This window comes from Micromonospora sp. NPDC049903 (genome assembly GCF_044460945.1).
Taxonomy (GTDB): Bacteria; Actinomycetota; Actinomycetes; order Mycobacteriales; family Micromonosporaceae; genus Micromonospora.
In genome coordinates, this window is record NZ_JBITKL010000006.1 from 254,628 (window position 1) to 281,503 (window position 26,876).

19 protein-coding genes are annotated in these 26,876 nt (G+C 69.1%); 8 read left to right on the forward strand and 11 right to left on the reverse strand.

Features of this window, described 5'->3' with window-relative positions:
• Nucleotides 1-5: 5 nt before the first annotated feature.
• Nucleotides 6-1,256 carry a M50 family metallopeptidase gene (locus ACIBO1_RS13760; protein ID WP_396745366.1) on the reverse strand — a complete coding sequence of 417 codons (1,251 nt, stop codon included), beginning with the start codon at nt 1,254-1,256 and terminating at the stop codon, nt 6-8.
• Complete coding sequence (dxr, locus tag ACIBO1_RS13765) at nt 1,256-2,467, reverse strand: 1-deoxy-D-xylulose-5-phosphate reductoisomerase (protein ID WP_396745369.1); 1,212 nt, start codon at nt 2,465-2,467, stop codon at nt 1,256-1,258. Before dxr ends, ACIBO1_RS13760 begins: the two co-directional genes overlap by 1 nt.
• A 126-nt stretch (nt 2,468-2,593) precedes the next feature.
• Here dxr and ACIBO1_RS13770 point away from each other — a divergent pair, with 126 nt between their 5' ends.
• Both ACIBO1_RS13770 and ACIBO1_RS13775 read left to right on the forward strand, forming a co-directional pair.
• Complete coding sequence (locus tag ACIBO1_RS13770; RefSeq protein ID WP_396745372.1) at nt 2,594-2,962, forward strand: type II toxin-antitoxin system RelE/ParE family toxin; 369 nt, start codon at nt 2,594-2,596, stop codon at nt 2,960-2,962.
• Nucleotides 2,959-3,291 (forward strand): helix-turn-helix domain-containing protein, encoded by a 333-nt coding sequence (locus tag ACIBO1_RS13775; RefSeq protein ID WP_396745375.1) that lies wholly within the window; start codon nt 2,959-2,961, stop codon nt 3,289-3,291. Before ACIBO1_RS13770 ends, ACIBO1_RS13775 begins: the two co-directional genes overlap by 4 nt.
• A 212-nt stretch (nt 3,292-3,503) precedes the next feature.
• On the opposite strand, the gene ACIBO1_RS13780 is transcribed toward ACIBO1_RS13775, so the two are convergent.
• Together ACIBO1_RS13780 and ACIBO1_RS13785 are read right to left on the reverse strand one after the other, a co-directional pair.
• Entirely contained in the window at nt 3,504-3,686 is a 183-nt protein-coding gene (locus ACIBO1_RS13780; protein WP_396745473.1) for a DUF397 domain-containing protein, read from the reverse strand.
• A gap of 4 nt (nt 3,687-3,690) precedes the next feature.
• Entirely contained in the window at nt 3,691-4,572 is an 882-nt protein-coding gene (locus tag ACIBO1_RS13785) for a helix-turn-helix domain-containing protein (RefSeq protein ID WP_387258958.1), read from the reverse strand.
• Between the two features lie 211 nt (nt 4,573-4,783).
• On the opposite strand from ACIBO1_RS13785, the gene ACIBO1_RS13790 reads away from it, so the two are divergent.
• From ACIBO1_RS13790 to ACIBO1_RS13800, 3 genes are read left to right on the forward strand one after another with little or no spacing between them, the layout of a single operon-like run.
• Nucleotides 4,784-5,038: a hypothetical protein gene (locus tag ACIBO1_RS13790; RefSeq protein ID WP_350693718.1), complete on the forward strand. Its 255-nt coding sequence runs from the start codon at nt 4,784-4,786 to the stop codon at nt 5,036-5,038.
• On the forward strand, nt 5,035-5,292 hold the full coding sequence (locus tag ACIBO1_RS13795) for a DivIVA domain-containing protein (protein WP_396745379.1): 258 nt from the start codon (nt 5,035-5,037) through the stop codon (nt 5,290-5,292). Before ACIBO1_RS13790 ends, ACIBO1_RS13795 begins: the two co-directional genes overlap by 4 nt.
• The gene (locus ACIBO1_RS13800; RefSeq protein ID WP_396745382.1) at nt 5,289-5,552 is read left to right on the forward strand and encodes a hypothetical protein; all 264 of its coding nucleotides are present in this window, start codon (nt 5,289-5,291) and stop codon (nt 5,550-5,552) included. Before ACIBO1_RS13795 ends, ACIBO1_RS13800 begins: the two co-directional genes overlap by 4 nt.
• A gap of 86 nt (nt 5,553-5,638) precedes the next feature.
• On the opposite strand, the gene ACIBO1_RS13805 is transcribed toward ACIBO1_RS13800, so the two are convergent.
• The 3 genes from ACIBO1_RS13805 to ACIBO1_RS13815 all read right to left on the reverse strand — a co-directional run bounded on the left by ACIBO1_RS13805 (nt 5,639) and on the right by ACIBO1_RS13815 (nt 15,357).
• Nucleotides 5,639-6,235: a hypothetical protein gene (locus ACIBO1_RS13805; RefSeq protein WP_396745385.1), complete on the reverse strand. Its 597-nt coding sequence runs from the start codon at nt 6,233-6,235 to the stop codon at nt 5,639-5,641.
• A 702-nt stretch (nt 6,236-6,937) separates the two neighbouring features.
• On the reverse strand, nt 6,938-7,594 hold the full coding sequence (locus ACIBO1_RS13810) for a hypothetical protein (RefSeq protein ID WP_396745388.1): 657 nt from the start codon (nt 7,592-7,594) through the stop codon (nt 6,938-6,940).
• The gene (locus ACIBO1_RS13815) at nt 7,591-15,357 is read right to left on the reverse strand and encodes a ricin-type beta-trefoil lectin domain protein (RefSeq protein WP_396745390.1); all 7,767 of its coding nucleotides are present in this window, start codon (nt 15,355-15,357) and stop codon (nt 7,591-7,593) included. The genes ACIBO1_RS13810 and ACIBO1_RS13815 overlap by 4 nt, the downstream gene beginning before the upstream one ends.
• Before the next feature lie 448 nt (nt 15,358-15,805).
• Here ACIBO1_RS13815 and ACIBO1_RS13820 point away from each other — a divergent pair, with 448 nt between their 5' ends.
• Nucleotides 15,806-18,976: an FG-GAP repeat domain-containing protein gene (locus tag ACIBO1_RS13820; RefSeq protein ID WP_396745393.1), complete on the forward strand. Its 3,171-nt coding sequence runs from the start codon at nt 15,806-15,808 to the stop codon at nt 18,974-18,976.
• Between the two features lie 4 nt (nt 18,977-18,980).
• Here the strand turns inward: ACIBO1_RS13820 and ACIBO1_RS13825 are convergent, their stop codons facing one another.
• The 3 genes from ACIBO1_RS13825 to ACIBO1_RS13835 all read right to left on the reverse strand — a co-directional run bounded on the left by ACIBO1_RS13825 (nt 18,981) and on the right by ACIBO1_RS13835 (nt 23,040).
• Nucleotides 18,981-19,703, reverse strand: coding sequence for an endonuclease V (locus ACIBO1_RS13825; protein ID WP_396745396.1), 723 nt, complete (start codon nt 19,701-19,703; stop codon nt 18,981-18,983).
• A gap of 124 nt (nt 19,704-19,827) precedes the next feature.
• Nucleotides 19,828-22,395 carry a M14 family metallopeptidase gene (locus ACIBO1_RS13830; RefSeq protein ID WP_396745399.1) on the reverse strand — a complete coding sequence of 856 codons (2,568 nt, stop codon included), beginning with the start codon at nt 22,393-22,395 and terminating at the stop codon, nt 19,828-19,830.
• Between the two features lie 90 nt (nt 22,396-22,485).
• Entirely contained in the window at nt 22,486-23,040 is a 555-nt protein-coding gene (locus ACIBO1_RS13835; RefSeq protein WP_396745402.1) for a GNAT family N-acetyltransferase, read from the reverse strand.
• Between the two features lie 94 nt (nt 23,041-23,134).
• Between ACIBO1_RS13835 and ACIBO1_RS13840 the strand changes: the two genes are divergently transcribed.
• Both ACIBO1_RS13840 and ACIBO1_RS13845 read left to right on the forward strand, forming a co-directional pair.
• On the forward strand, nt 23,135-23,989 hold the full coding sequence (locus tag ACIBO1_RS13840) for a YhjD/YihY/BrkB family envelope integrity protein (RefSeq protein ID WP_396745406.1): 855 nt from the start codon (nt 23,135-23,137) through the stop codon (nt 23,987-23,989).
• 44 nt (nt 23,990-24,033) lie between these two features.
• The gene (locus ACIBO1_RS13845; RefSeq protein WP_396745409.1) at nt 24,034-25,629 is read left to right on the forward strand and encodes a phytoene desaturase family protein; all 1,596 of its coding nucleotides are present in this window, start codon (nt 24,034-24,036) and stop codon (nt 25,627-25,629) included.
• A gap of 101 nt (nt 25,630-25,730) precedes the next feature.
• Here ACIBO1_RS13845 and ACIBO1_RS13850 read toward each other — a convergent pair whose 3' ends face one another.
• The gene (locus ACIBO1_RS13850; RefSeq protein ID WP_396745412.1) at nt 25,731-26,669 is read right to left on the reverse strand and encodes a pyridoxamine 5'-phosphate oxidase family protein; all 939 of its coding nucleotides are present in this window, start codon (nt 26,667-26,669) and stop codon (nt 25,731-25,733) included.
• Between the last annotated feature and the right edge of the window lie 207 nt (nt 26,670-26,876).

A 26,876-nucleotide genomic window follows, 5' to 3' on the forward strand; every position in this document is an offset into this window, starting at 1 on the left:
AGCACTCACCTTGAGAAGATCGAGATCGGGTTGACGACGTCCGCGGTGATCGTGAGCAGCGTGAACGCGCCACCGATCAGGATCACCGCGTACGTGACGGGCATCAGTTTGAAGTAGTCGACGCGGCCCGGGTCGGGCTTGCGCAGCAGCGCGTACACCCAGGAACGGACGCGTTCGAACCAGGCGATGGCGATGTGCCCACCGTCCAGTGGCAGCAGCGGCAACAGGTTGAACACCCCGATGAAGAAGTTCAACGAGATGAACAGCATGATGAACAGTTCCCAGGCGTCGTTGGCCACCGCCTCGCCACCGAGGATGCTGGCGCCGACCACGCTGATCGGGGTGTCGATGTCCCGCTCGCCGCCGGTGATGGCGGTCCACAGCGCGGGGATCTTCTCCGGGAGCCGCTGCAACGCCTGCGCGGTGGCGACGGCCATGTCACCGATGAAGGTGCTGGTCGCACCGATCGCGTCGATCGGGCCGTGGGAGACCAGGCCGGGAGTCGAGACGACCAGGCCTACACCGAGCGCGGAGACCTCGGTGACCGGCCCGTTCGGGTCGTCGATCGGCGGGCGCTTGGTGGTGGCCAGGGTGGTCTCGGCGGTGCCGGGCTGACCGTCGCGGACGTACCCGAGGGTGGCGGTGCTGCCCGGCGTGGTGGTGCGCAGGGTGGTCAGCAGGTCGCCGTAGCTGTTGATCGGGGTGCCGTTGATCGAGGTGATCCGGTCACCGTTCTGCAACCCGCCGGCACCGGCCGGGCTCGGCGCGTCACCGGCCTCGCAGACCCGGTAGGTGGTGTCCGGCAGGACGCACTCCTGGATCGCGATCACCGCCGGCTCGGCGCGGATCTGCTCCTCGGTGCTCGGGAAGTTGGGGTTGGGCAGGCCGAACGTCATCGCCGCCAGCCAGGCCGCGAAGATCGCCAACCCGAAGTGGGTGATCGAGCCGGCGGACATCACGATCGTGCGCTTCCACACCGGGTAGCGCCACATCACGCGCTTCTCGTCACCGGGCTCGACGTCGTCGTCCTGCGGCGTCATGCCGACGATCTTGCAGAAGCCGCCGAGCGGGATGCCCTTGAGGCCGTACTCGGTCTCGCCCCTCTTGAAGGAGAAGATGGTGGGGCCGAAACCGACGAAGTAGCGGGTGACCTTCATTCCGAAGGCCTTGGCGGTGATCATGTGGCCCGCCTCGTGCAGGCTCACCGAGATGAGGATGCCGAGGGCGAACAGCACCACCCCGAACGCGAACGACATCAAGCTCCTTCCACCGCAGCAGCGATGATCTCCTGCGCGTGCCCGCGCGCCCACGACTCGGCTTCGAGTACGTCCTCGACGGTACCCGGTTCGTCGAAATCGGGAGCGTCCTCCAACACCCGCTGTAGCGTGTCCACGATGCCGAGGAACGGCAGTCGCCCGGCGACGAACGCCGCGACGCATTCCTCGTTGGCCGCGTTGTAGATCGCCGGCCGGCAGCGCCCCGTGTCGCCGGCCGCCTTGGCCAGCGCCACCGCCGGGAACGCCTCGTCGTCCAGCGGCGTGAACTCCCAGGTGTGCGCCGTGGTCCAGTCGACGGCTGCGGCGGCGTCGGCCACCCGATCCGGCCAGCCCAGACCCAATGCGATCGGCAACCGCATGTCCGGCGGACTGGCCTGGGCAAGCGTCGAGCCGTCCACGAACTCGACCATCGAGTGGATCACCGACTGCGGGTGCACCATCACGGTGATGTCGGCGTACGGCACGTCGAACAGCTCGTGCGCCTCGATCACCTCCAGCGCCTTGTTGACCATGGTCGCCGAGTTGATCGTGACCACCGGCCCCATGTTCCAGGTCGGGTGCGCGAGCGCCTGCTCCGGCGTCACCGCCGTCAACTCGTCGCGCCGCTTTCCCCGGAACGGCCCGCCACTGGCGGTGACCACCAGCCGCCGCACCTCACCCCGACTGCCGCCGCGCAGACACTGCGCCAGCGCCGAGTGCTCCGAGTCCACCGGGACGATCTGCTCCGGCCGCGTCACCGCCGCCTTGACCAACGAGCCACCGGCGACCAGGGACTCCTTGTTGGCCAGCGCGAGCGTACGCCCGGCGCGCAGCGCGGCCAGCGTCGGCGCGAGCCCGAGCGACCCCACCACCCCGTTGAGCACGACGTCGCACGGCCACTGCGCCAACTCGCTCATCGCGTCCGGCCCGGCCACGATCTTGGGCAGCTTGAAGTCGCCGCTGGCCCAGCCCCGTCGGCTCGCCTCGGCATAGAACGCGAGCTGGAGATCCTGCGCGGCGGACGCCTTCGCCACCCCGACCGCCTCGACACCGAGTTCGAGAGCCTGGGCGGCGAGCAGCGCGACGTTGCCGCCACCGGCACCGAGCGCCACCACCCGGAACCGGTCAGGATTTCGCCGCACGATGTCGATGGCCTGGGTACCGATCGACCCGGTACAACCCAACAGCACAAGATCGCGGGGGGAGGTCACGCGCCCATTCTTCCCCACGCGGACCGGGTGCACGGAAGGGCACCTTCCCTACCCCTTTGGCAGCGGAAGCGGCGCGCGTTGACAACCCGTACCACGCCGGAAATAAGCAGGGCTTATAGTTGCAGCGTGTGGGAAGTGAGGTTGCACTCCGAGGTCGAGGCATGGTTCCTGGACCTCTGCCGCACCGACCCCACCACCGCTGACCTCGTCTCCGAGGCAATCGATCTGCTCGTCGAGCACGGCCCGGCGCTGGGCCGCCCGCTTGTGGATCGTTTGAAGGGCAGCAGGTTCCACCACATGAAAGAGCTGCGGCCAGGATCGACGGGAACCACCGAGGTCCGCGTGATCTTCGCGTTCGACCCGATTCGGGAGGCAGTGTTTCTCGTCGCCGGCGACAAGTCCGGGCAGTGGCGGAGCTGGTATCAGAGCGCCATCCCGATTGCCGACGCCCGCTTCGAGGAGCATCTGACAAGGCTGAAGGAAGAGCAACGATGAGCGAGGCGACGAACTGGCGTGACGTGAAGGCCAAGGCCCGGGCGGCCGATCCCGAGTGGGACACCGAGGAACGGGTCGCCCAGCGCACCCGGATGCGGGAGCAGATGCTCGCCTCGGTCAGCGGCGCTCAGCTGGCCGAGATCCGTAAACAGCTCGGCATGACCCAGACGCAGCTCGCCGAGGCGGCGGGACTATCTCAGGCACGCATCAGTCAGATCGAGAACGGCACTGTGACCAACCTGGAGACGCTACGCGCCTACGTCGCAGGACTTGGCGGACACCTCGACGTCGTCGCGCGCATCGGCAACATCCACCTCAACGTCGCCTGAGCAGCACCTCCAGCTCCACTTGCCCCGTCTGCCGAAGGTCACGACTGCCCCAGCTTCGCGGCACCGCATGGAAGCCACGCCCGCCACTCCAGCCGACGGCGGGGAGGCTTCACCCGCCCATCACCGTGTTGGCAGTGGATAGATCGGGTGTCAGGTGTGTGGTTCCGGTGCGGGCCCGTGGGGGCCGGCACCGGAACCGTCTCAGGTCGGGCTCAGGCGTGGGTGTCGAAGCGGCCCGCGCGGGTGGCGGCGACGAACCGGGTCCAGCTCGTCGCGTCGAAGGCCAGCTCCGCGCCCTGCCGGTCCTTGCTGTCGCGTACGCCGACCGCGTCAGCGAACCCCGCCACCTCGACGCATTCGCCGTTCCCGCCGGACCGGGACGACGTGCGCCACACTCCGTCACGTCTCATGGTTCATCTCCTTCGCAATCGCCGTGATCAACTCACGGGAGTCGTCGACGTCGAGTGTCCGCTCGCCGAGCGAACGCCAGGCGTCCTCGTAGGTCTGAATTTCGTGCGTCTTGTCGAGGTAGACCGCCCCGCACGGACCGTCCATGTAGACGGTGGTCGGCTCCGGCTCCCGCACGTCGGTGGGAAAGTCGAGCACAGTGAAGGTGCCGGTCTCAGCCCAGCGGAACAGCCCGGCGCGCAGGGGCAACACCCGGATGGTGATGTTGTGCTGCCCACCGGCCACCACCAGGGCGTCGAGCTGCCGGGCCATCGCGGCCGGGTCGCGCAGCGGCCGACGGAGCACCGCCTCGTTGAGAATCACGTCGTAGTACGGGGCTCGCGGCACCGCCCGCGCCAGCAGCCGCTGCCGATGCAGCCGCACATCGGCCTTGGCCTGCCGTTCCGCCTCGCTCAGATCAGGGTGGTCAACGGCGATCACCTCGCGCATGTACTCAACCGTCTGCAACAGGCCGGGCACCAGATTGGACTCGTACTTCCGAATCCTGGTCGCGGCGGCCTCCAGGCCGACGTACACCTTGAACCAGTCCTTGATCGCCTCCCCGTAGCTGTGCCACCAACCGTGCGCCTTGGTCTCCCTGGCCAGGGCCCGCATGGTCTGGATGGTCTCCGGCGTCGCGCCGTACAGCCGGCACATGGCCTCCACGTCGTTCGGGTGCATCGGGACCTGACCGGTCTCGTACCGCCAGACGCGCGGCGCCGACCACTCCAGTTCCTTGGCCGCCGCGACCGCCGTCACGTGCGCGCTTTCCCGAAGTTCTCTCAAATACCTGCCGAGTTGCCTACGCGGGACGGTGCTTCCCGGGTCGTCCACGTCATCTCCCTCGCTGTTGTCGCGTAAGGCACCTCATCCCTTGGTCCGCATTCTTCCGCAGATCATTGCGCGCAGCCAATAGCGAAATGACGATCGTAGATAACCGGTCGAACCCCCTTTCGCCGGTCACGACCGGGGCGGACGCCTTCCCCAAACCTCATCCCGGCGTCCGCCCCGGCACGTCACCAATCAGCAGAGGGAGTACCGGCCCGTGGATTCGATCGACGAAAGCCTCGGCGAGATCCCGCTCCCGCCGTACGTCACCGCCGAGGACGTCACCTTCGCGCTCCGAGCCGTCCGGGTGCACGCCGCCGAGCAACAACCCGACGGACCGCGCTGCCGCAACGACCGGGCACCACATCCGTGCCGGCTACACCGCTGGGGCCGCCGGGTGCTCGCCGAGCGTGGCCTCACCGACCACGACATCCAGACGATGCTCGCCGAGCAGGAGACGTCACGCCCATGATCTACAAAACCGGAGAGCGACCGCTCCCCCAACAGGTCCGCGCGGCCACCTTCGACACCCGTCGACGCGGCCTCGACCCCGCCCAGGTGTACGCCTACCTCGACCGAATCGCCGACGAGATGGAACGCCTACGCCGCGAACTCACCACCGCCACCACCGAAGCCGAGCGCATCCGCCAGGCACTACGCCAATGGCAGTCCCGGCAGAGCGTCGGCCGCCACGCGGACGCCACTCACCATCGGGGGCCACGATGAGCGCGCCATTCTGGATCATCCACCTGCCCACCAGGCTGACCACCCTGGACGAAGTGACCGCCCTCGCCGTGGCCCTACGCGACTCTCTCGGTCACCTGACGACCATCGACTTCGGCGAGACGACACTCAGCGAAGAAGACCGCCAGTTCCTCCGCCACCGAGTCTGGTGCGACACCCCACTCGACAACGGCCACCGCTGCCATCGCCCCAGCGCACACGACAGCCAGTGTGGAGGTTTCCACGAGACCGCCAACCCGTAGCGGTCATTGCGATGATGCCCTAGCGACGCGCTGAACAGAGTCGAGACGCTCAGCGCGCGCTACTTGCACACACGGACTGGCTGATTTCACCGACGAGGCTGCAGCAGCGTTTTCATGGCACTGCGGTACACCAACGCCTGCGCCCCGGACTCGTTCCGCAGATCATGCAGACCACTCTGGGTGAATCCCCCATCGTAAGAGGCCACCATATCGAAGAGAGAAGCCTGCCCCTTCAACTCGTACGCAGCCCAGTTAGAGCTACCTTCGGGCGCCGCAACGGTCGTCCTGTCGAAGTGAAGCGCAACCTGCAGAGCCGCGGCTGACGCGGGAGCTACCCCGCCATCCTGACCTGCCGGCGTATCAATCACCGCACGAACCGCGTCGATTGCGGAGACCACCATGGGCGCCCCCACCGAGTCGGCATCGACCAACCGCTCCCGCCACTTCAGGGCATGCGACCTTACCTGCCGGATCAGTTTCTCGGATTGTGGAAATCCCGCCAACTCACGCCACCTCGACTCGATACCCTGAGTGATATCGAACTTATCGGTGTTCCCGAGACCATACATGCGTCCAAAGAAGATCGTGATGACCGAAGCCACCCTATTGGCAATCGCCGCCGAAAGAGCACTAGCCGGATCCACCAGACGCCCACCCGGCATCGGTCCCTGCAACTCAATCAACCCTTCACCAAGAACGACGGCTCAACCACTTGGCAGCTCAAAATGAGCCTCCATCGGATTAACCGCACGCTCTCTAGCGGGCCAGCCCACGTCAACGAGCACCATGACGCCCGCACACTCGCCGCCATCCCGACCAGCCGAAATGACAGGACGGCCAACGATCCGGGCAAAGCACGTTCACCGGATACCTTGAGGAGTGATTCCTGCGCGAGCCGGTGAATCGACCAGACACCCACCCTGGCTAAAGGATTTTGCCGGAAGCAGAATTTTGTCAGTTCGCGACCCCTGTGATTTCCGGAACAACGAGCGTAACCTTCGTCGCTTCTTCAGGAAAGTCTACGGATACCACCACTTGCACCACACCCGCCGGGACACAGAACCGGTGCGCAAAGTCCTCGCCCACGAGATCGCCGACTTCAAGGATCCCTGCCGGAACCGCCAGGGTGCCCGTAAACACGACCGTCTAGTCCGACGGCGGCCCCGTGATGGCAACGCCTATTTCCACCTCGACCTCAGCAGGCGCAACGGCCAAAGCGAGGCAGCTCTCGTTGTATGCAACGAATAATGTGGGGAGATCCAGCTCAGGAATGCCGCTTAACGACCCTAGACCCTCCACTCGCAGCACACTCCAGGGGACTCCGCGCTGATAGGTGGCAATGAATTTTTATTCCCAAGGCCCACGCGACCGGAACGGGTATTCACTCAAGCTACGCAGACATTCGAACCCAACTCGAAATGCTCAGAGAACGACACCAAAAAGACACGCGTCCGGTCGCGCATTTTCTCTGGGAGCCCGGTAGCGAAAGCCGCGTATTCCCTAAGTGCGACGACCGCCTCCTCATCCGCGCCGCGCAATGCCAAGGCTATTGCCAAGTTTCCCACAAGCGCCTGATACCCCTTGTCGCCCCGCATCCAGGAAATCATGTCATCCAAGCCAAGGAAGCCGTTCCAGAAATCCGACCCATGCAACTCCAAGTCCTCAAGAATAACACTAGAAACGTGCTCCACCTCGGATTCCGAATTTACCATCCAACGCGAATATGGAGAGGCGGGAAAACCTGCGGAATGCAACAAGTTCGATAACGCCACACCGAGTGAGGAGGAATCTCCAGCACCACGCCACGGGCGACCGTTGAAGGCAGCAGCAAGCCTACTTACCTCCACATGCGTCACCCCTAGCGTCGGGCTGAAGGCGACCCGCCTCTCCGACATCGTCTGGGACACAAGCCCAACGCTGTAAACCATACCGTTTGAGGAGCTCAGAACGAGGCTAGGCGTTTCATGATTGATATCATCCCACCATCGCCAGCCGCGCTCAGTAAGTGCTGCGCCCAGACGGAACACCACCTCACTTCTCACGACGTGCATAGAGGACACCACCGTCGCTCTGATGTTACAGACATCTGCACAAAGTCCCCCGAATTAAGCCCGAACGATTTCAGCTTGTCAGTTCGGAGTTCCGCACCAATAGTTTCGAGCTCCGGGTATCCTACCACCTGATTGTCAGTGTATCCTCCGGTGTTGCCTTTAGACTCGAAGGCCTGCCACGGCCCGCCGGTCTTCCGTGCAACGAAGTCCGCCCTGAACGGTGTACCGTCGCTCGCACGGAATGACACCTCGGAGATGATGTCGACGTATCCTTGACTCTCCAAGTCCTTGTGCATCGCGAACGCAGCCAATTCACCATGATCAGTCTTACCATCTGCTGGACAGATGCCGACGCCCGTATTGTGCACAAGCACGGGGGTGTTGTCGGCAAGCACATGGTACGTGTGGGTGTTGGCGACGGTCAGGTTGTGGACGGTGGCGCGGGGGACGTCCCAACGGTCGACGGCGGTGATCTGAACGTACGTGCCGGCGCTGGTCTGTAGCCACTGGCCCGGCTGGAGGTCGGTGGCGTCGATCCACTCGTCCAGCTCGGGCACCCAGAACGGGTGACCGTCGGTGGCGGTGACGTCGGCGCTCTTCGAGCCCTGGTCGCCGTCGGTGTCGATGGTGACCTTCACCAGCTTCTTCACACCGTCGCCGGTGATCGCGGCGGTGACCGTGTCCACCTCGGTGCGACCCGACTCGGGGTCGGTGACCACCACCTTGTCGCCCGGCTCGACGTCCTCGATGGCCTTGGTCGAGCCGTCGGCCATCAGCACCTTCGTGCCCGGCACGAAGCTGTTCGGGACGGCGCAGGAATCGCCGCCGCCGGACGAGCGGGCGTCGCTGCCGCTGGTGCCGCCGTTGCTGCGGTTCGACCCACCCGACGAGCCGCCCGGCTTCGAGTCGCCCTTGCCGCCGCCGCTGGCACCCTTGCCACCGGCACCGCCGGAGGCTGCGGACGAGCCCTTCGGGTTGGACTTGGCCTGGGCTTGCTTCTGTGCCGGGTTACCCGTCTTCTTCGCCGACTGGGTTGCCTTGTTGCTTGTCGAGTTGACCTTGTCAGCGGCCTTCTTCTTGGCTGCCTGGGCGGCCTTCTTGGCCCGTTCGATGGCCAGCTTCTTGGCCTGCAACGCGGCGGCTTCCGCCGCCCGCGCCGCGGCCAGCACGATCTCTGCGGCCCGCTTCGCGGCCTGCCATGCCTGGATTGCGGCGATCGTTCGGTCGATCGCCCGGATCACCGCCGGGATCTTGCCCAGCTTCGCCCACGGGATCGCCCCGATGATCAGGCTGCCGCACGCCCACATGTCACCGCCGAAGCAGTTCATGGCGTCGTTGATGCCGATGAACTCCTTGAGGATGTACCAGGCCGAGTCGAGGACCACCGACATCAGCGACCGGCCCATGTTGGCCTGCGCCTGAGAGATCATCGCCGCCGACAGTCCCGCACCGGCCAGGGCCGCCGCCGTCTCCGACGCGGTCAACGCCACCGACAGGCCGGACGGGTCCGAGTGGGTCACCGGGTTGTTGTGGGCGTACGTGTAGCCGTTGTTCTGGACCGGGTCGGTCAGGTCCAGGACCGGGTCGGCGGAGATGAACCGGCCCACCTCAGGGTCGTACAGACGCGCACCCAGCGGCACGAAGCCGGACGAGTCGTCGCGTACCGCGCCGAGGAAACCTCTGTTGGTGTGCATGTTCGCGCCCACGGACGCGGTACCCCGTTGGTTGCCGAACGGGTCCTGCTTCCGGATCCGGGTCGTCATGCCGTCGGCGAGCACCACCTCGGCCAACGGGCTGCCCTGGTGGTCACCGGCCAGGGCCGTCAGCACCTGGGTGACGGTGCCGTGCACCTGACGGGCCACCGCGCCACCCGGGGTGGAGTAGGTGCGCTGGACGTCGATCGGCATGCCGCCCGGCTGCACGGTCAGCTGCGCCTCGCCCAGGTTGAGCGTGGCCTGCTGGCCCTGCACGGTCAGCAGGCGGGTACCGCCCGGGCCGTAGATGTGCCGGGTCTCGTCCTGCGCGTTCCACTGCTGGGCCGCCGACCCGCCGGCGCAGGTGGCCAGCACGATCGGCGTACCGTTCGCCGTGGCGCCTCCCTGCACGGCGAGGCACAGGCCGGACGCGACGTGCTTCAGCTGCGCGGTCGACATCCGCTCCAGGCGCTGGTTGGTCGTGCCGTCGCACCGCTGCAACCGCAGGGCCGAGCCCGCGGTGTTGGCGGCCGGCTGGACGCACCAGTCGTCGTAGCCGGACAGGGTGCCCAGGTTGGCGTTGTTCTGACCCGGGGCCGGGAGGAAACTCCACCGCTGGGCCTGGGTGTTGTTGCAGGTGTAGAGCTGGATCGGCCGGTTCGGCTCCGAGGTGCCGGAACTGAGGTCGATGCACTTGGCGGCCAGGCCGACGTACGGGCTGCGGCCCTTGCTGCCCGAGCCGGTGATCCGCTCGATCTGGCCGTCGTAGGTCCAGGTCAGTTCCTGCTGGTCGCCGTTGCTGGTGGAGGTGACCGACTTGGTCTCGCCGGTCAGCTCGTACAGCCGGGCGGCCTCGGAGACGATCGCCGCGCCCTGCGGGGTGGTGTACGTCTTGGTGACGGCGGAGAGGGTGCGCGGCTGGGCCCCGCCCTCCCGGCCGTAGCCGTAGGTGGTCTCCAGCGGGGCGACGGAGGTGCGGCCGGTCAGGTCCCGCTCGACCAGCTCGGTGCGGTTGCCGAGCAGGTCGTATTCGTACTCCTGCCAGTAGCCGGTGCTGTCGACACCGACCGCCGCGTTGGGTGCGGTCGCGGTGCCGGGGCCGGCGTCGCAGGAGGTCTGGCTGTTGGACGTCCAGGCGTTACGGAGTTGGCCGAGCGGGTCGTAGGTGAAGCACTGCCGCTCCGCGATCGGGGTCGCGTGCTCGCGGATCGAGGTGACGTTGCCGGCGTCGTCGTAACCGTAGGAGCGGTTGGAGACCAGGTGGTTGCCGGTGACCTCGCGGAAGACCTGCTGCCGGGTGAGGGCGCCGCTGGCGTCGTCGTAGTCGGCCATCGTCCACACCCGGTACGGCTGGGTGCCCAGCGTGGAGCGCAGCACCTGTCCGTACGGCGAGTAGATCGTCTCCGAGCCGTACCAGTCCTTGCCGGAGACGGACAACGGCAGGCCGTCGGCGGTGTAGCGGACCAGCAGCTTCTCGCTGGGCAGCGGCCCGAGCGCCGGCATGGTGCTCGACTCGGGCAGACCGGTGTCGGTGTACGTGTAGTCGTAGCGGTACTGCTGGTTCAGGCCCCAGGTGGTGGCGATGGACTGCGGCAGCGTCAGCGTGGTCGAGGTGGGCTGGTAGTCCTGGGTGTAGCCGCCGATCGACTGGGTGTACGGCAGGCCGTCGGTGTAGCGGGTCGACGTCGCGGGCAGGCCCTTGCCGCCGGCCACCGTGTCGTAGGTGAACTGGGAGAGCAGGGTGCCGCCGCTGCCGCCGAGGCGCTGCTGGGTGGGGCGGGACAGCTCGTCGTACCCGTTCCACACCGTCACGCCACGGGCGTTGGTCGTGGTGAGCGGGCGGTCCCGGTGGTCGTAGGTCATGGTGGTGGCGCCGGTGTCCGGGTCGGTGGTCCGGGTGAGCCGGCCGCGCTGGTCGTACGTCCAGGTCCACGGCAGCGGGTTGGCGGAGTGGTCCGCCTTCACCAGTTGGCCGCGCGAGTCGTACTCGTAGCGCATCGAGGTGAAGTCGGTCCGGGCCGTGTCGCGGAAGGTGTCGACCCGGGTGGTGCGGCCGAGTCCGTCGGTGAAGAGGCGGTACGACGCGGCCCCTTCGGGGTTGGTCACGGTGGAGTGGTCGAGGCCGTAGCTGTACTTGGTGGCGCGTTCCTCGTTCGGCTCGCCGTTGAGCAGCGGGATTTCCTTGACCACCCGGCCGAGGCCGTCGTAGGTGTAGCGGGTGGCGTTGGGCATGACCGTGTCCGACAGCGGCGTGAAGAGCTGACCGATCGGCGAACCCTCGGCGAAGTAGGCGTTGTTGGTCTGCCAGACCTCGCCGGCCGAGTTGTAGAGGGTGTCGGTGACCAGCCGGCCGCCGTTGGTCGCCTGCACCTGGGACTGCCGTTCCCGGCCCAGTCCGTCGTAGATGGTGACCGAGGTCTGGATGCGGTCCTCGTGTCCACGGGCGAAGGTGGTGACGTACGGGGGCCTGCGGATGCTCTCGCCCGGGTTCTCCGGGTCGGGGACGATCTGCGGCAGGGCGTACTCGGCGCGGAAGTCCGGCACCGACGAGGTCGACGGGGTACGCCCGGCGCCCCACGCCTTGACCAGACGGCCCAGGCCGTCGTACTCGGCGTGGCTGACGCGGTCGTTCGGGTCGGTGGTCTTGAGCGTGACGCCCCGGCCCGGGTCCAGTTCACGGGTCTGCTTGTGCCCGAGGGAGTTCTCCTCGGTGACCGAGTACGCCTGCCCGCTGTCGGGGGTGTAGGTGATCTGGGAGACCTTGCCGTCCGGGTCGGTGCGGGTCCGCACCCGACCGACGGCGTCGAAGCTGGTGGTGCCGTCGTTCTGGAAACCGGAGCCGTCGGCCCTCAGCGACCAGGTCTGGGTGGCCAGACCGCGACTGCTCGCCGGGAGCGCCGCACCGTAGGCGGTGCCGTCGTAGGCGACCCGGCCGGCGGAGGCCAGCGAGGTCAGGTCGTCGAAGGTCGCGGCGGCGCAGGTCGTGGCGCTGCTGCGGATCTGCCGGGTCAGGCCGATGACGTGCTTAGCGGTGTGGTGCGCATACTCGACCAAGGTGCAGGACTCGTCGCCGGTGCGACCGGTGTCGCCGAGGGACTCGATCCGCTCCGGGAGGCCGTACGTGCTCTCGTAGGTGGTCCTGGTCTCGACGGTCCGCAACGTGCGGGTGTCGTCGCCGGTGCCGGACGACCGGGCCACCGCCTTCTGCCGGGTGTCGGTGACCCGCCACGCCTTGAGCGGGCTGAGGCCGTCGTCGCGGATACGGGAGGCGAGTTCGGTCGCCGTCGGGTAGGTGACGCTGCGGGTGAGCCAGTTGGCGTCGGCGTCACCGGCGCTGGCGTAGGTCAGCTCCTCGGCGACCCGGCCGGCGAAGGGCTCCCGGTCCTTCGCGATCTCCTCGCCGTTGCCCACGTTGTCCTTGACGGACACGGTGTCGCCCATGCCCCGGAAGTAGCGGGTGACGGACTTGGTCCGCTCGCTGCCCAGCTCCGCGACGGGCGGGCCGGTGAGCACGGTGACCTGCTCGAAGCCGGCGAACTGGGAGTAGGTGCGGCTGGACTTCTTGGTGAACTCCGCCTCGGCCAGCTTCCAGCCGGCGTTCGCGTACTGGTAGGTGGTGACGGTGGAAGCGGCGGCGCCGTCGATGGCGGGCAGCTCCTCGACGGACTCCACCACGTACTTGTGGAACCAGTCGATCTCGTCGTCGTTGGCCGGGTCCGGGTGCCAGAAGTTGGGGTAGCAGAGCCGGGTGTTCGACCTCAGGCCCGCGGTGTCGGTCTTGCCGGGCAGGCCGGTGCCGTCCGCGCAGGCGCCCGTCGGCTTCTTGTACGTCACGACGGTCTCGCCGCCGTACTCGTTGACGACCCGGGCGATGCGCAGCCGGGAGAAGCCGGGCCGGTTGTCCTTGCGGACCCGGTTGGGCATGTCCTCGGAATTGTGTACGAACCGCACCGGGTTGAGCGACTCGGTGTCACCGCCGACGCCGTACCCGGTGCGCTCGATGGACTCCAGCCACAGCGCGGTGTTCGTCCCGGTCCACTCCACCGGGAAGGACTGCCTGAGCTGGTACTCGTCCACCTTCTGCAGGGCGGTGGAGCCGCTGCGGCGCTGCGCGAAGGTGGTGATCTTCTCGAGCCGCACACGGGTGAAGAAGGATGGCGAGGCGTTCCAGCACTTCTTGCCCGCAACGCAGTTGAGGTCGGCCGGGGTGTCGTACCAGATGCGGTAGTCGTGCGGGATGTTGCTGTTGAAGTTCTCGTCGGAGCAGGTCAGCGAACCCTGGTTGTAGCAGCGTTCCTTGACGTCGAACTTGACTCGGGCCAACGGCGGGGTCGCGAAGACGTTGTTGTTGGTGTTGCGCTGGCCGTAGTCGATGTTCAGCAGGTGGCCGCCGCGGTCGTACGGGACGGGCTTGGTGAAGTTGAAGTTCTGCGCGTAGCGGTTCCTCTCCTTCTTCCACCAGAGGGTCATCACGTTGCCGTGGATGTCCTCGACGTAGTCCAGCGACCACCGCCACCCCTGCTCACAGGCCGAGCCGGCCCAGTTCCCCGCCTTGTAGCAGTCCTCACCGGCGTGGTTGCCGTAGACCGGCACGGCGAGGACCGAGTTGGTGACCGGCGCTCCGGTGGTCCAGCCGGGCAGGCGGTGCAGGCCGAAGTGGTACTTGGTGCCGTCCCTGGTGGTGACGACCCAGTACTCGCCGTCCTCGTCGCCGTTGTCGAGGTTCGCGTTCTTGCGCAGCTCCACCTTGGAGCCGTCGCCGTTGGCGGTGGTCCACGTCTCGGCCGACTCGCTCCAGACCAGCTCGGTGGTCATCCCGCCGAGGGAGAGCGTCGCGTTCTTCGAGCCCCAGCAGAGGTCGGCGGTCCGGTGGGTGGCGTTGTTGGAGCCGGCCTTCTTGGAATCCTGGCGGCAGTTGACGTAGGTCCGGGTGATCGAACCAGCGGCGTAGTCCCAGCCGTCGCCGATCCAGGACGCCTGGTTGTTGGTCGCCGAGGTCCGCCCGTCCACCGACTGCGACGAGTACGACAAGGCGACCTTCGGCGTCGGACCACCGGCCGTCTCGGGCACCTGGACCTGGTACGAGTAGGTGAACGCGCCGGAGGACGAACCCGCCGCCCACGAGCCGGAGAAGAGCAGCGGGGTGGCGGTGAAGTCACCGGCCGCCGAGGCGCCGGTGTCGAGTACGCCGACGACGCTGCTGCCTGACGCGGCGGTCTGGGCGCCGATCGCCGACCGACCCGCCACCGGCGTGGCGTCACCGAGCAGCGCGCCGACCGGCAGGCTGCTGGTGACCATCCGGCGGGCGGGAGCGCCCTCCTCGACCCCGGCGACCCGCGCGCTGCGGGCGGAGGAGCCGGCAACCGGGACCAGCTCCACCTCGCTGGAGACGGTCTGACCTGCGGTGCTCGCGGAGTCCGCCGTTCCTCGGGCGGCGTCGTCGGGGGCGCAGTCGCCGCCGTCGGGGTCGTCGAAGACGCAGTCGGGCAGCAGCATGACGCCGAACCGGTCGGCGGCCTGCGGGCCGTAGAAGTCGGCGAAGGGCGTGTAGTCGACGGTGAGGGCGACCTCGGCCTCCGGGTCGGCGGTGGCCGGCGGGGTGATCTTCATGATCAGGCCGGACACCCCGGCGTCGTGGGACGCCTCGGGTGCGGCCAGGTCGACGGCCCAGGTGCCGGCGAGGGCAGCGGGATCGCCGCCGTCCGGCACGCCGAGCGCGACCGGCAGGTCGTCGACCGGCAGCGTCTCACCGGGCGTCACCCCGGTCAGGTCGACGGTGCCGCTGCCCTCTTCCCATGCCTCGACGGCCGTGGGCTCGTAGAGCTCCGACGGTTCCGGCTCGTCGGTGAGCAGGTTCGTCACCGCCTCCTCGTCGGGCGAGACCTGATCGACCTCCGGAATCTCCGGCAGCTCGATGGCGCCACGGCTCATACCCGGTCCGGGCTTCGCGAAGGCGGGCGCGGGCAGTGTCGTCACCGCCATGGTCATGGTGAGCGCCAGGACGAAGGTCGTACGGGCGGGACGACCCCACCGCCGAGCCAGCAAACCGGTACCACGCATGCGCGTCGACTCCCACCCAGGCGTCAAGACGAAAGAGGACGGTGCGGAAACCGCACCGGGCACATGCCAGGTGCGGCCCGTGCGTGAGCACCTTCCGTCAGAGCGCTGAGTAGCTCAAGGTCACCTAAAGTGATCAACATCGAATTGGAGTGATCCCCGTCACGCCGCTATTGCCGCAGTGGATCTCCGATCACCCCGAAGATCATCTAACCGCACAGATCCGCCATGTCCGACAGGCCGGACCCGCAAAACCAGACACAAGATCAAATTACGGCGTTACGGAACATATTCAAGGAGTGAAGATCACGGATTGATAACGTTGACGGGATAGACGGGACGTACCGGTGGCGTGCGATCGTGTGCCCGCATTTCTGCCCCACGGCCCGCCGACAGGGGCGGTTCTGCGCGCCGTCTTCCTGTCCGCCCGGCCCCACGGGAGTAGACCGCCGTGACTGTGCCTCGCCTGATCAGCCCACTCGTGCGTACGCGCACCCGGCTGTTGTGCACCATGGGCCTTCTGCTGGCCGCCGTCGTCGCGGCGACGCTGCCGTGGTGGCCCGGATTCGACGGACCCGACTCCCGGCCGGCCACCGCCACCCCGGCCGTTCCGGTGTCGACTCCCCCGCGCGACGAGGCCACCGCGATGGCCGAGGCGCTGCGCACCGGCCAGGAGGTGCTGGTGGAGACCGCCACCACGCCCACCTCGCTGACCTGGGCACTGCCGAGCGGTCGCTGGCGCTCCACGTCCCACGCGGTCCCGCAGCGCGCCAAGGACGCCACCGGGCAGTGGGCGCCGATCGACACCGCGCTCACCCGCACCGGTGCCGCCCCCGACGGCCTCGGTATCCGCCCGGTCAACGCCGCGGTGCCGGTACGGTTCGCCGGCGGCAGCGAGCCGAACAGCCCCGAGCCGAGCCCCTCCCGCCATGCGCTGCGGCTGGTCGCGAACACGCGGACCGAACCGGCCGACACGCCGCTGGCCGAAGTGGAGATCGACGGCCACACGGTCACCTACCTGTGGCCCGGTGCGCTGCCGGAGCCGGTGCTCGACGGTCCGCGTGCCCTCTATCCCGAGGTCCGGCCCGGCGTGGACCTGCTCCTGGTCGCCCGCGACGACGGCGGCTTCGGCCAACTGCTGATCGTCAAGACCCGGGCGAACAGCACGATCGACGCCGTCCGGTCCCTCGTCTACGGCCTGAAGTCCCCGACCGCGACCTTCCACCACGACCGGGAGACCGGCGGCGTCCGGATCCTCGACTCCGTCGACGGGGCGGAGATCGGCTCGATCCCCACCCCCTTCGCCTGGGACTCCGCCGGCCAGGAACCCGAAGCGCCCCCGGCCGCACCCCGCACCGCCGTGGCCACCGACGCCGACGTGCTGAACCTCTCCGGTCTCAGCGGCGTGGAGCCGGGCGCCCGCCACGCGCGGATGCCCACCCGCCTCGACGGCGACGGTTCCGGGCAGGTACGCCTGCACCTCGACGCCGCCGCCAGCGGGCTGCTCGACGACGCCGACGCGATCTTCCCGATCTTCCTCGACCCCACCCTGAACACCACCACGCAGGCCTGGGCCACCGTCTACAAGCAGCACCCGAGCACCAACACCTGGAACGGCACCAACTTCAACTCCGGCAGCACGGACGCACGGGTCGGTCACGAGCAGAACACGCCGCTGACGGCTCGTTCCTTCTGGCGGATGGGCTTCAAGAGCACCCTGAAGGGCCCGGACATCGAGACCGCCACCTTCCGGGTGCTCAACGTCCACTCCTGGAACTGCACGCGCCGCCAGATGGAGCTGTGGCACACGGCGGCGATCTCGTCCGGCACCACGTGGAAGAAGCAGCCGACCTGGCGCTCGGTGCAGGACAAGCAGTCCTTCGCCTACGGCTACGACGGCAGTTGCGACAACGACTACGCCCGCTTCGACGTGGCGGCCGCCGCCCGGTCGGCCGCCGACAGCAGCGACTCCACCCTCACCCTGGGCATGCAGGCGACCAGCGAGTCCGACACGCTGACCTGGCGCCGCTTCCGGGTCAGCACCGCCCAACTGACGGTCGAGTACAACTCGCCGCCCAAGGAGCCGACCGGCGGCAGGAGCACCCCCGGCGGCAACTGTGTGCCCGGCCCCGGCAGCGGAGTCACGGTCGCGAGGACCAACCTGGAGCTGTACGCGAAGGCCACCGATCCCGACAACAACCTCAAGGCGCTGCGGTTCCGCTTCTGGAAGACCGGCTCGACGGTGCCCACCGGCACCCTGGTCACCGCCACCAGCAGCGGTGAGGCCCGCCTCACCATCCCGTCCAGCAGCCTGGAGGACAAGGCCACCTATTCCTGGGACGTCCGGGCCGAGGACCAGGTGGGCGCCACGTCGTCGTACTTCCCGCCCGGCAGCGAACCCTGCCGGCTGAACGTCGACGCGTCCGCGCCGCCCGCCCCGACGGTGACCAGTGACGTGTGGCTGGAGGGCAGCCACGACGGCGACACCTGGGCGACGGTGAAGTTCGGCGGGACCGGTCCGATCACCTTCACCGCCACCGGCGCGGTCCGCTTCACCTATGCCTTCGAGTCCATCGGCACCACGTCCGTGAACGCCACCAACGGCACCGTCACCGTGCCCGACCTCAGACCACGGCACGCCGGGCCCACCACCCTGCACGTGTACGCCTACGACGCGGTCGGCAACCGCAGCGTCCGCACCGACTACACCTTCTTCGTGCCACCACGGGACGAGGCCGACGGTCCCGCCGACATCACCGGTGACGGACGACCCGACCTGCTCATCATCAACAGCGACGGAAACCTGCGCACCTACGTCGGCGACGAGGGCGGTGAGCTGTACGACCACCTCGCCGCCTCCTACAACGACAAGGGCGAGCAGAACCCGCCCGGGCACTGGTACAACCCCGCCACCGGCCAGGCCGCACTGATCACCAAGCACTCCGACGCGTACCCGGGAGACGGGCTCACCGACCTGTTCGCCCGCACCCCCGACGGTGGGTTCTGGCTCTACCCCGGTGACGGATACGGCAGCTTCAACGTGGACAAGCGGCTGCGGATCCTGCTGCCGGCCAACGTGCCGGCCCCGTCGACCTGGACCCAGATCAAGGCGCTCGGCGACATCACCGGTGACGGCAAGCCCGACCTGGCGCTGCGCTCCGGGACCCAGTTCTGGGTGCTCTCCGGCTACACCGGGGCGAGCTTCCAGGAGGCGACGCTGATGGAGGGCACCGCCTGGGCCCGTCGGGAGATCCTGAACATCACCGACTTCGACCGGGACGGCACACCGGACCTGCTCTGGCGCAACCTGGACGCCGGCACGCTCTACGTCCGCCACGGACGGCCCGGGTCGGGCCCGAACAGCGTCAACCTGGACTCGCTCAAGCAGGCGGCAAACTCCCGCGACGGCGACGTGCGGATCGGCACGGGCTGGACCGAGACGACGTACAACGCGGTCGTCGGCATCCCCGACGTCAGCGGCGACGGGATCCCGGACCTCTGGGTGCGGGCCGGCGTGGACGGGAAGATCCAACTGCATCGACCGTCCCTCACCAACATCGACGCGTCGGTGCAGGTCGTCCTCTCCGGGAACTACAACACCACGTTCCGGGTCCTCGGCTGACCTGTCACACCCGCGGAGCCCGGAGCCCGGGCCGGGAAGCAGCCTCGCCTCGGCGAAGGGCTTCGCGGGACAGGAAGTCGGCGCGTCGGATCACGTCCGGCAGGCGGTAGCGCGGGCTCAGCGTCAGCGTCAACTCGGTCACCCGGTCCAGGTCGGTGCGGTGACCCACGGAGACGAAGACCGGCTTGACGTCGGTCTGCGTACGCAGGGCGTGGCCGAGCACGTCGTCGCCGTCGGAGAGCACCGACCGGTCGCCCCGACGCGACCCGGGTGCGGCGTACGTGCCGACGAACGGGGTCTTGGCCACGCCGAACGTGGGCAGGCCGGTCACCACGCCCAGGTGGCAGGCCAGCCCGAACCGCCGTGGATGGGCGATGCCGTACCCGTCGCAGACCACGGTGTCGGGGCGACGGCTCAGCCTGCCCAGCGTGGTGAGCAGGATCGGGACCTCGCGGAAGGCCAGCAGCCCGGGGACGTACGGGAACGTCACCTCGCCGGGTACGACGACGGTCTCCACCTCGACGCCGGTGGTCAGGTCGACGAGCACGGCGGCGGCGGTGACCCGGGTGGAGGTCTTGTCGTAGGAGACGTCGACACCGGCCACCAGCCTCGGCGGGGTCACCGGGCCGCCGGTCAGGTCCAGGTGCTGTCGCAGTTCCTGCTGGACGCGCTCGGCCTCGGCCACGGTACGCACCTCGACGGAGGTCAGAGCCGGGTCGGCGGGCATGTCAGGCGGGCCGGTGCGGGGAGAGGATCGCCATGATCCGCAATCGTAACGGCGGCCGGTGACCGCGCAACGCGATCGCCCCGGCCGGCGCTGGCGGCACCGGCCGGGGCGATCGTCGGTCAGGTCACTGCCACAGGGCGTTGGCGACCTGCGGGAAGAGGCCCTCGGGGTGGGCCCGGAACAGCGGTTCGGTGCCGAACAGGGTCACGTTCGCGCCCTTGGCCACGCCGCTGACCACCACCGCGTGACCGGCGGCGGCCTCCTGGCCACCCCAGTGTCCGGCGAGGAAGAAGCCCTCGGCGGCCAGACGCTGGTCGACGCGTACGCCGTCGCCGACCCGGGTGAAGTACTGCGGCGCGTCGACGAACGCGGTCGGCAGCGCGTTACCGGTGATCGGCGAGGCCGGATCGTTGCGCACCGCGACGATGCCGTTGGCGTCGCTGCGGCCCGCCGCGATCGTCACGTCGAGCAGCCCGGCGCGGTCGTTGAACAGCTTGCCGCTGCTGCCCCGGCCCACCACGGTCCCGCCGTCGCCCAGCCACCGGGTGAACTCCGCACCGCGAGTGGCGTCCAGGCTGAGCGGGTTGAACGAGGTGGTGGAGACGAACAGCGCGTCGAAGTCGGCGAAGGAGAGCGCCCCGCTGTTGAATGCGGTGTGCGTCACCGAGATCGGCGCGAAGCCCATCTGCCGCAAGGCGTGGATCTCACCGGCGTTGGCCGCGACCCCGAGCCGGACCCGGGACACCGGCGTGGCGGTCCGCGCCTGCGGCGGCGTGATCTTCGTGAACTCGACGCCGTACGCCTCGGCGATCGGACCGACCACGGCGGCACCGGCCGACACCACGAACGTCCCGTCGGGGGCCCGTCCCAGCGTCACGCCGTCGTCGAGGAGCCGGTTGACCGCCTGGATGCCGGCGACCGAGTCGACGACCAGCCCGTACTGGGTGCGGTTGCCGGGTGCGACCGAACCCGTGGCACGGGCCTCGGTCACCGGACGCAGCACCTTGTCGTCGAGCGTGACGTTCCCGGTCATCCGCTGCACGGTCGCGCCCCAGAGGTGACCGTGGCTCCAGGCCGAGATGTCGTACATCGCGTTGAAGTCCTGGGTCACGTCCCGCCCGACATCGAGCAGCGCGCTGACCAGGCCACGCTTGGCCTGACGCATGTCGACGACGTACGCGCCGGCCTCGTGGCGCGTGCCGTCGAGCGTGAACGGACGCCAGGCGCGGTGCACGACGACGTCGTTGTCGAGCATGAACTGCACCAGCCGGGCCGCCGCGGTCTCACTGCGCTGACCGGTACCGGCCGGGATGACGTACGCGCGGGGGAAGCTCTGCGGGTGCGTCTTGGCGTTGTCCCCCCGGGCCAGCGAGAGGGCGAGCGGGTCGTCGATGGGCCGGGTCGGCTCCCCGGCGGCACCCCGCCGGAACCATTCGAGCTGGTTGTCCAGCAGCGCCGCCCGGTTCTCGGTGGCGTACCGGAGGTTCCCCTCGATCGACGCCCGGGCCACGGCGGTGTTGATCCGGGTGCGCTCGTGCCGCTCCGCCTCGGTCAGGTTGCCGCGCGGGTTGAGCGGCACCTCGATGGTGTGCCCGATGGTGCCGTGGTACATCGAGTACATCGGCGTGAAGATCGGCGGCCAGTCGTCCCAGCCCTGTGCCCGGTCCCGGAACGGGATGTCGGTACGCCGACCGCCGCTGCCGTCCGCGCACGAGGCGCGGGTCTCGCCGGTGGCGAGGACGGCCTGCTCCATCGCCAGCGCGTTGCGCAGCGCGTGCTTGATGTAGAGGTCGTACTCGTAGTTGTCGCCGTGCGGGCCGGTGGTCGGCTCGATCAGCGTGCACGAGACGTACCCGTGGATGTCCACCATGGTGAGCGGGCTGTAGCGGACGAGTTGCGCGCGCACGGCGCGGACCTCGGGCTGCGACGCCGTGATGAAGTCGCGGTTCATGTCGAAGCCGTTGGCGTTGGCCCGGGTCGCCGCGACCCGGCCGTCCGGGTTGCTGGTGACCACGAAGGCGATCACGTGGCGGTCGAGCATCCCGACGACCTCGGGGTCGGTGGAGAAGGCCAACTCCTGGAGGACCTGGAGGCTGGCGTCGGTGCCCTCCCACTCGTTGCCGTGGATGTTGTTGTTGACGAACAGCGGGGTCCGCCAGGTGTCGTAGCCGCCGGCCGCCATCGTGGCCCGCGCCGCGGCCGGGTCGCGCATCCGCAGGTCGGAGAGCTTCTGCCAGGACGTCCAGGCGGCGTCGGACATCGGCGAGGTGGCCACCACCAGGTGCAGGTCACGGCCGAGCACGGACTGCCCGATGACCTCCACACTGATCCGGTCGCTGCGCTGCAGGCCGCGCAGCGCGGCCGGGATGTCGTGGTACGGGATGAGGTTGAGCGGGATGGACGCGTCGGTCAGCTCCACCGGCACGTCCTGGATCACGTCGTTCCGTGGTTTGCCGGGCAGCTTCGCCGACGGGGCCGGCTGGGCGGGTTGCCGGCCGGGGGCGTCGGCGGAGCGTCCCCGCTGTTGCGGCGACCCGACGGTGAACGGCAGGTCGGTGTCGGACTGACCGCGGGGCGACTGGACCGACGCGCCCGTGGGGTCAGGGGCGGCCGGCGCCGCCACCGCGGCGGGGGCCGGTCCGAAGAGGAGCACTGCGGCGAGCAGTGCCATGAGTGGTCGTCGAACAGCCACGCAGGTACCTCGTCTCGAGGGAGGTGAGGTGCCGGGAACTCGTGATCGCCGGCACCGTGATGATTGGCTGTTCTACCAGCGGCGACAGTGCTACGTCGATAGCTCGCGGCGGGTCAGCGCGAACGCCTCCACCTCGATGCCGCCGTACCAGTCGGTGCGCCGGCCCAGGTGGGTCATGTCCAGCCGGCGGCAGACCGCCGTGGACCGCTCGTTGCCCGGCAGCACCACGGCGTACACCCGCTCGGTGCCGGTGGCGAACTCGCGGGCCAGCACCGCCCGCGCCGCCTCGGTGGCGTAGCCGTGCCCCCAGGAGTCGGGGTGCAGGTGCCAGCCCACCTCGATGTCGTCGGTCGGCGTCATGCCGTCGGCCCCGGGCAACGGCTTGAGCAGTACGCTGCCCGCCACCACCCCGGTCTGGCGGACCTCGATCGCCCAGAGTCCGTACCGGCCGGCGTACGGGGCGTACCGCTCCCGCCAGGCGGCCAGCCGGGGGGCCGCCTGGTCGGGCTCGGTCAGCCGTCCCGCTCCCCCGCCCAGCCAGCGCATCACCTCCTCGCGGGAGTAGAGGTCGTAGAGCCGGCCCAGGTCCTCCGGCGTGTCCTGCCACTCGCGCAGCAGCAGCCGCTCGGTCACGTCCACGGTCATGGCCGCCGATCGTAACGACGCCGACCACCGCGCGTTGGGTGTGCTGCCGGTGACACCAGGCGTGGGCGGAGTCGCGAGGGGGAAGAGAAGCGGGATGGGCGGTGCGTGGCGACGAACCAGACGGATCACCCGGGCCGCCTTCCGCCCGGTACGCGGACGAGACCTGTCCCTGCACGCCGCCGCGATCACCTTCTACGGGGGTATCGCGGTGGTGCCGGTGGCGCTGCTGGCGATCTGGCTCACCTCCCTGCTCGCCGGAGGCGACCGGGTGCGCCGGCTCACCGGGTACGCCGTGGAGACCCTGCCGGACGCCATCGGCGCGCCCCACGCGGTGGCCGCCCTGGTCGACGCCGGGGTGGGTCTCACGCCCTGGCTGGCGCTGGCCGCGCTGCTGCCCGCGTCGCTCTACGGCGAGGGGCTGCGCCGGGCGTTCGTCTCGGTGGCCGCGCCCCGCACCGACGAGCACCTGGTCGGCTGGCGGGGCCGGGTGTTGCTGCTGCCGCTGCTCGCCCCGGCCCCGGCCCTGCTGCTGTCGATCCTGCTGGCGTTGCCGACCACCACCGAGCTGGTGCGGCGGGGCGGCTGGGCCGGCGCGCTCGGCGTGGTGCTGTCCTTCCTGGCGGTGTGGCTGGTGCTCACCCCGGTGCTGGTGTGGGTCTTCCGGGTGGTCGGTCCGGCGTCGCCGGATTGGCTCTCCACGCTGGCGGTCGGGTCGTTCACCGCCGCCAACCTCTCCGGCTTCCTGCACGGTTTCGTGCTGTTCGCCTCGCTTCCGCTCGACCTGGGCCTGCCCTTCGGCGGTCTGGTCGAGGTCGGTGCGGCCGTGGCCGTGCTGCTCTGGCTCTATCTCTTCCACGTGATCGTGCTGGCTGGCTACTCCGCCACCCTGGCGCTGGCCGACTGGCGTACCCGCCGTGCCGCCGACGACGGGTCGCCGCCCCGGGCATGATCAACTCGGTCCCGGAGCAGGTGCGGACGGGTTAGGGTGCGGGGATGAGGGGTGAGGTTCCAGGGCGCGCGGACGTGGTCGTCGTCGGATCCGGACACAACGGGCTGGTCTCCGCCATCCTGCTGTCCCGAGCCGGCCTGGACGTGCTGGTGCTGGAGGCCGCCGACGTGATCGGCGGTGCCACCCGCACCGAGAACCCCTTCCCCAAGGTGCCCGGGCTGCGCCACTCCACCGGCTCGTACCTGCTCGGCCTGATGCCCCCGGAACTGCTGGCGGCGCTCGACGTCCGCATTCCGGTACGACGCCGGGACCCGCACTACTTCCTGCCCACCCCCGGCGGCGTCGGATCGCCGTACCTCCTCTTCGGCACCGACGCCACGGCCACCCGGGCCCAGCTCGCCGAGTTCTTCTCCCCCGCCGACGTGGCCGCCGACGACGCGTTGCAGGCCGAGCTGGCCGCCCTGCGCACGGACCTCGCCCCCGCCTGGCTGGCCGAGCCGCTGCCCGTCGAGGAGACCGCCGACCGCTACGTACGGCCCGAACTGCGGCAGGTCTTCGTCGACCTGGTACGCGGCTCGGTCGCCGACTACCTCGCCCGCTTCGAGTTCCAGTCCGAGCTGCTGGTCAGCATGTACGCGGTCACCGACGGCCTGTCCGGGCTCAACGCCGGCCCGGACGACCCCGGCACCGGGCACAACTTCCTGGTGCACAACATGTGCCGGCTGCCCGGCTCGGACGGCACCTGGATGATCGCCGAAGGCGGGATGGGCACCGTGTCGCGTACCTTCGCCGACGCGGCACGCGCCTCCGGCGCCCGGATCGTCACCGGCACCCCGGTCACCGCGATCACGCTCGACGGCGGGGCCGCCTCCGGTGTCGTCCTCGCCGACGGACGGCAGGTCGACGCCGAGGTGGTGCTGGGCGCCTGCGACCCGTACCGGCTGATGGCGCTGCTGCCCGACGGCGCGTTGCCGACCGAACTCGGCGAGCGGATGACGGCGGTCCGGCGCACCGGCACCACGCTCAAGCTCAACCTGGCGCTTCGCGACCTGCCCCGCTTCTCCTGCCTGCCACCGGACGCGCCCAGCCCGTTCGGGTCCACCATCCACCTGCTGCCCGGGTCGGCGTCCCTGGCCGGTGGCGGCGGCGAGTCGCCGATGGCGGCGCTGCGCGCCATGTGGGCCGACGTGCAGGCCGGACGGCTGCCGCAGGAGCCGACCATCGAGTGGTATCTGCACACCACCGTCGACCCGTCGCTGGCCGACCCGGACGGTCACCACTCGTCGGCGCTGTTCGTCCAGTCCGTGCCGTACGAGCTGGCCGGCACCACCTGGGACGCGGCGCTGCCCGGATACGTCGCCCGGCTGGTGGAGATCTGCGAACGGTACGCCCCCGGCACCGGTGACCTGATCGCCGACGCGGTGCCGCTGCCGCCGCCCGGCATCGAGGCGCACTTCGGCATCACCGGCGGGCACATCCATCACGTCGACAACACCGTCTCGTTCACCGACCGGATGCCGTACGCCACCGGTGTCGACGGGGTGTACGCGGGCAGCGCGGGCTGCCACCCGGCGGGCAGCGTGATCGGCGCCGCCGGACACAACGCCGCCCAACGCATCCTCGCCGACCTGGGCCGCTGAGCCCGGTGCGGTGTAAGGAAGGGCCCCCTATTAACGCCTGGTGTATAGGAGGGGTCCCTTCCTAACACGTGCACACCTGCACACCCGCACACCCGCACGGCTCAGTCGGCCGGGCGCAGGGCGCGGTAGGCCGCCCACGGGACGGTGGGACGCGGCCAGCCTCGCCGGTCCAGGTAGCGACGGGTCGCGGCCCGGGTGGTACGCACCGTACGCAGCGAATCCGTCATCCGGGCCTTGTGCCGGGCCGCCGGCTCGACCAGCTTCTGCGGACGCAGCGTCCAGCCGTCGGCGCTGCGGACCAGATCACCGCGCACGTTGGCGTTGTGCAGGTTCCACAACTGCGCGTCGTGCCGGTGGACCAGCAGGGTCGCCGCGCCTTCGACGGGGTCCACCCCGTCCGGCACCACCACCCGGTAGCCGTCCGCGCCGGCAGTCGCGGTGGTACGCACCAACAGCGGTGCGCCCGCGCCGTCCCGGGCCGCCAGCACCACACTCGGGTACGCCGCCAGCACCTCCGCACCGACCAGCGACCCGTCCTCGGCCGACGACTCGCCCGCTTCCGGGGTGGCCGGTAGCGGGCGGGTGGTCACCTCGGTCGGGGTGACGGTGATCAGCAGCCGCATGAAGTAGAAGTCGGTGAACATGGTCGCCGGCCAGTCGAGGTACTTGCGGCAGTTCGGCTGACGCTGGAACATCCGGGTCCAGAAGTCGGCCAGGTCACCGGTCGGATCGGTGTGCACCTCGTCGGGGCAGTGCGCCGTGCCGCGTACCAGGATCTGCTCCGGCTGCATCAGCCCACTGGCCGTCGGGTCGGAGAAGAGCAGCGCCACCCGGCCGTCGCGGCGCACGTTGAACGCCTTCTGCGGGTAACCCAACGAGGTGGTGAGCATGATCGTGCCGTCCGGGCGGAGCAGCCCGGACGTCGGCCAGGCGACCGGTGTGCCGTCCTTGGTGAGCGTCGCCAGCTCGCAGGTGCGGTACGCGGAGATCGTTGAGCCGAGCGCGGATTCGGGCACGATGACGCCAGGGGACGATTGCATGCCCGGAATCGTAGTCAGCGTCGCAATTTGACGGTTACGGCACCCATCGCACCCTCGGCTGCTCGCCTGGAATGTTAGGAGGGGTCCCCTGCTATACGCGAGGCGTTAGCAGCAATGCCGCTCAGTTAGGGCGGTGGGCGGGTTGTCAATGTTGCTGTTTCGAGGATGTTGATGTTGATGGTGGCGTGGTAGTTGGTGCGGTCGATG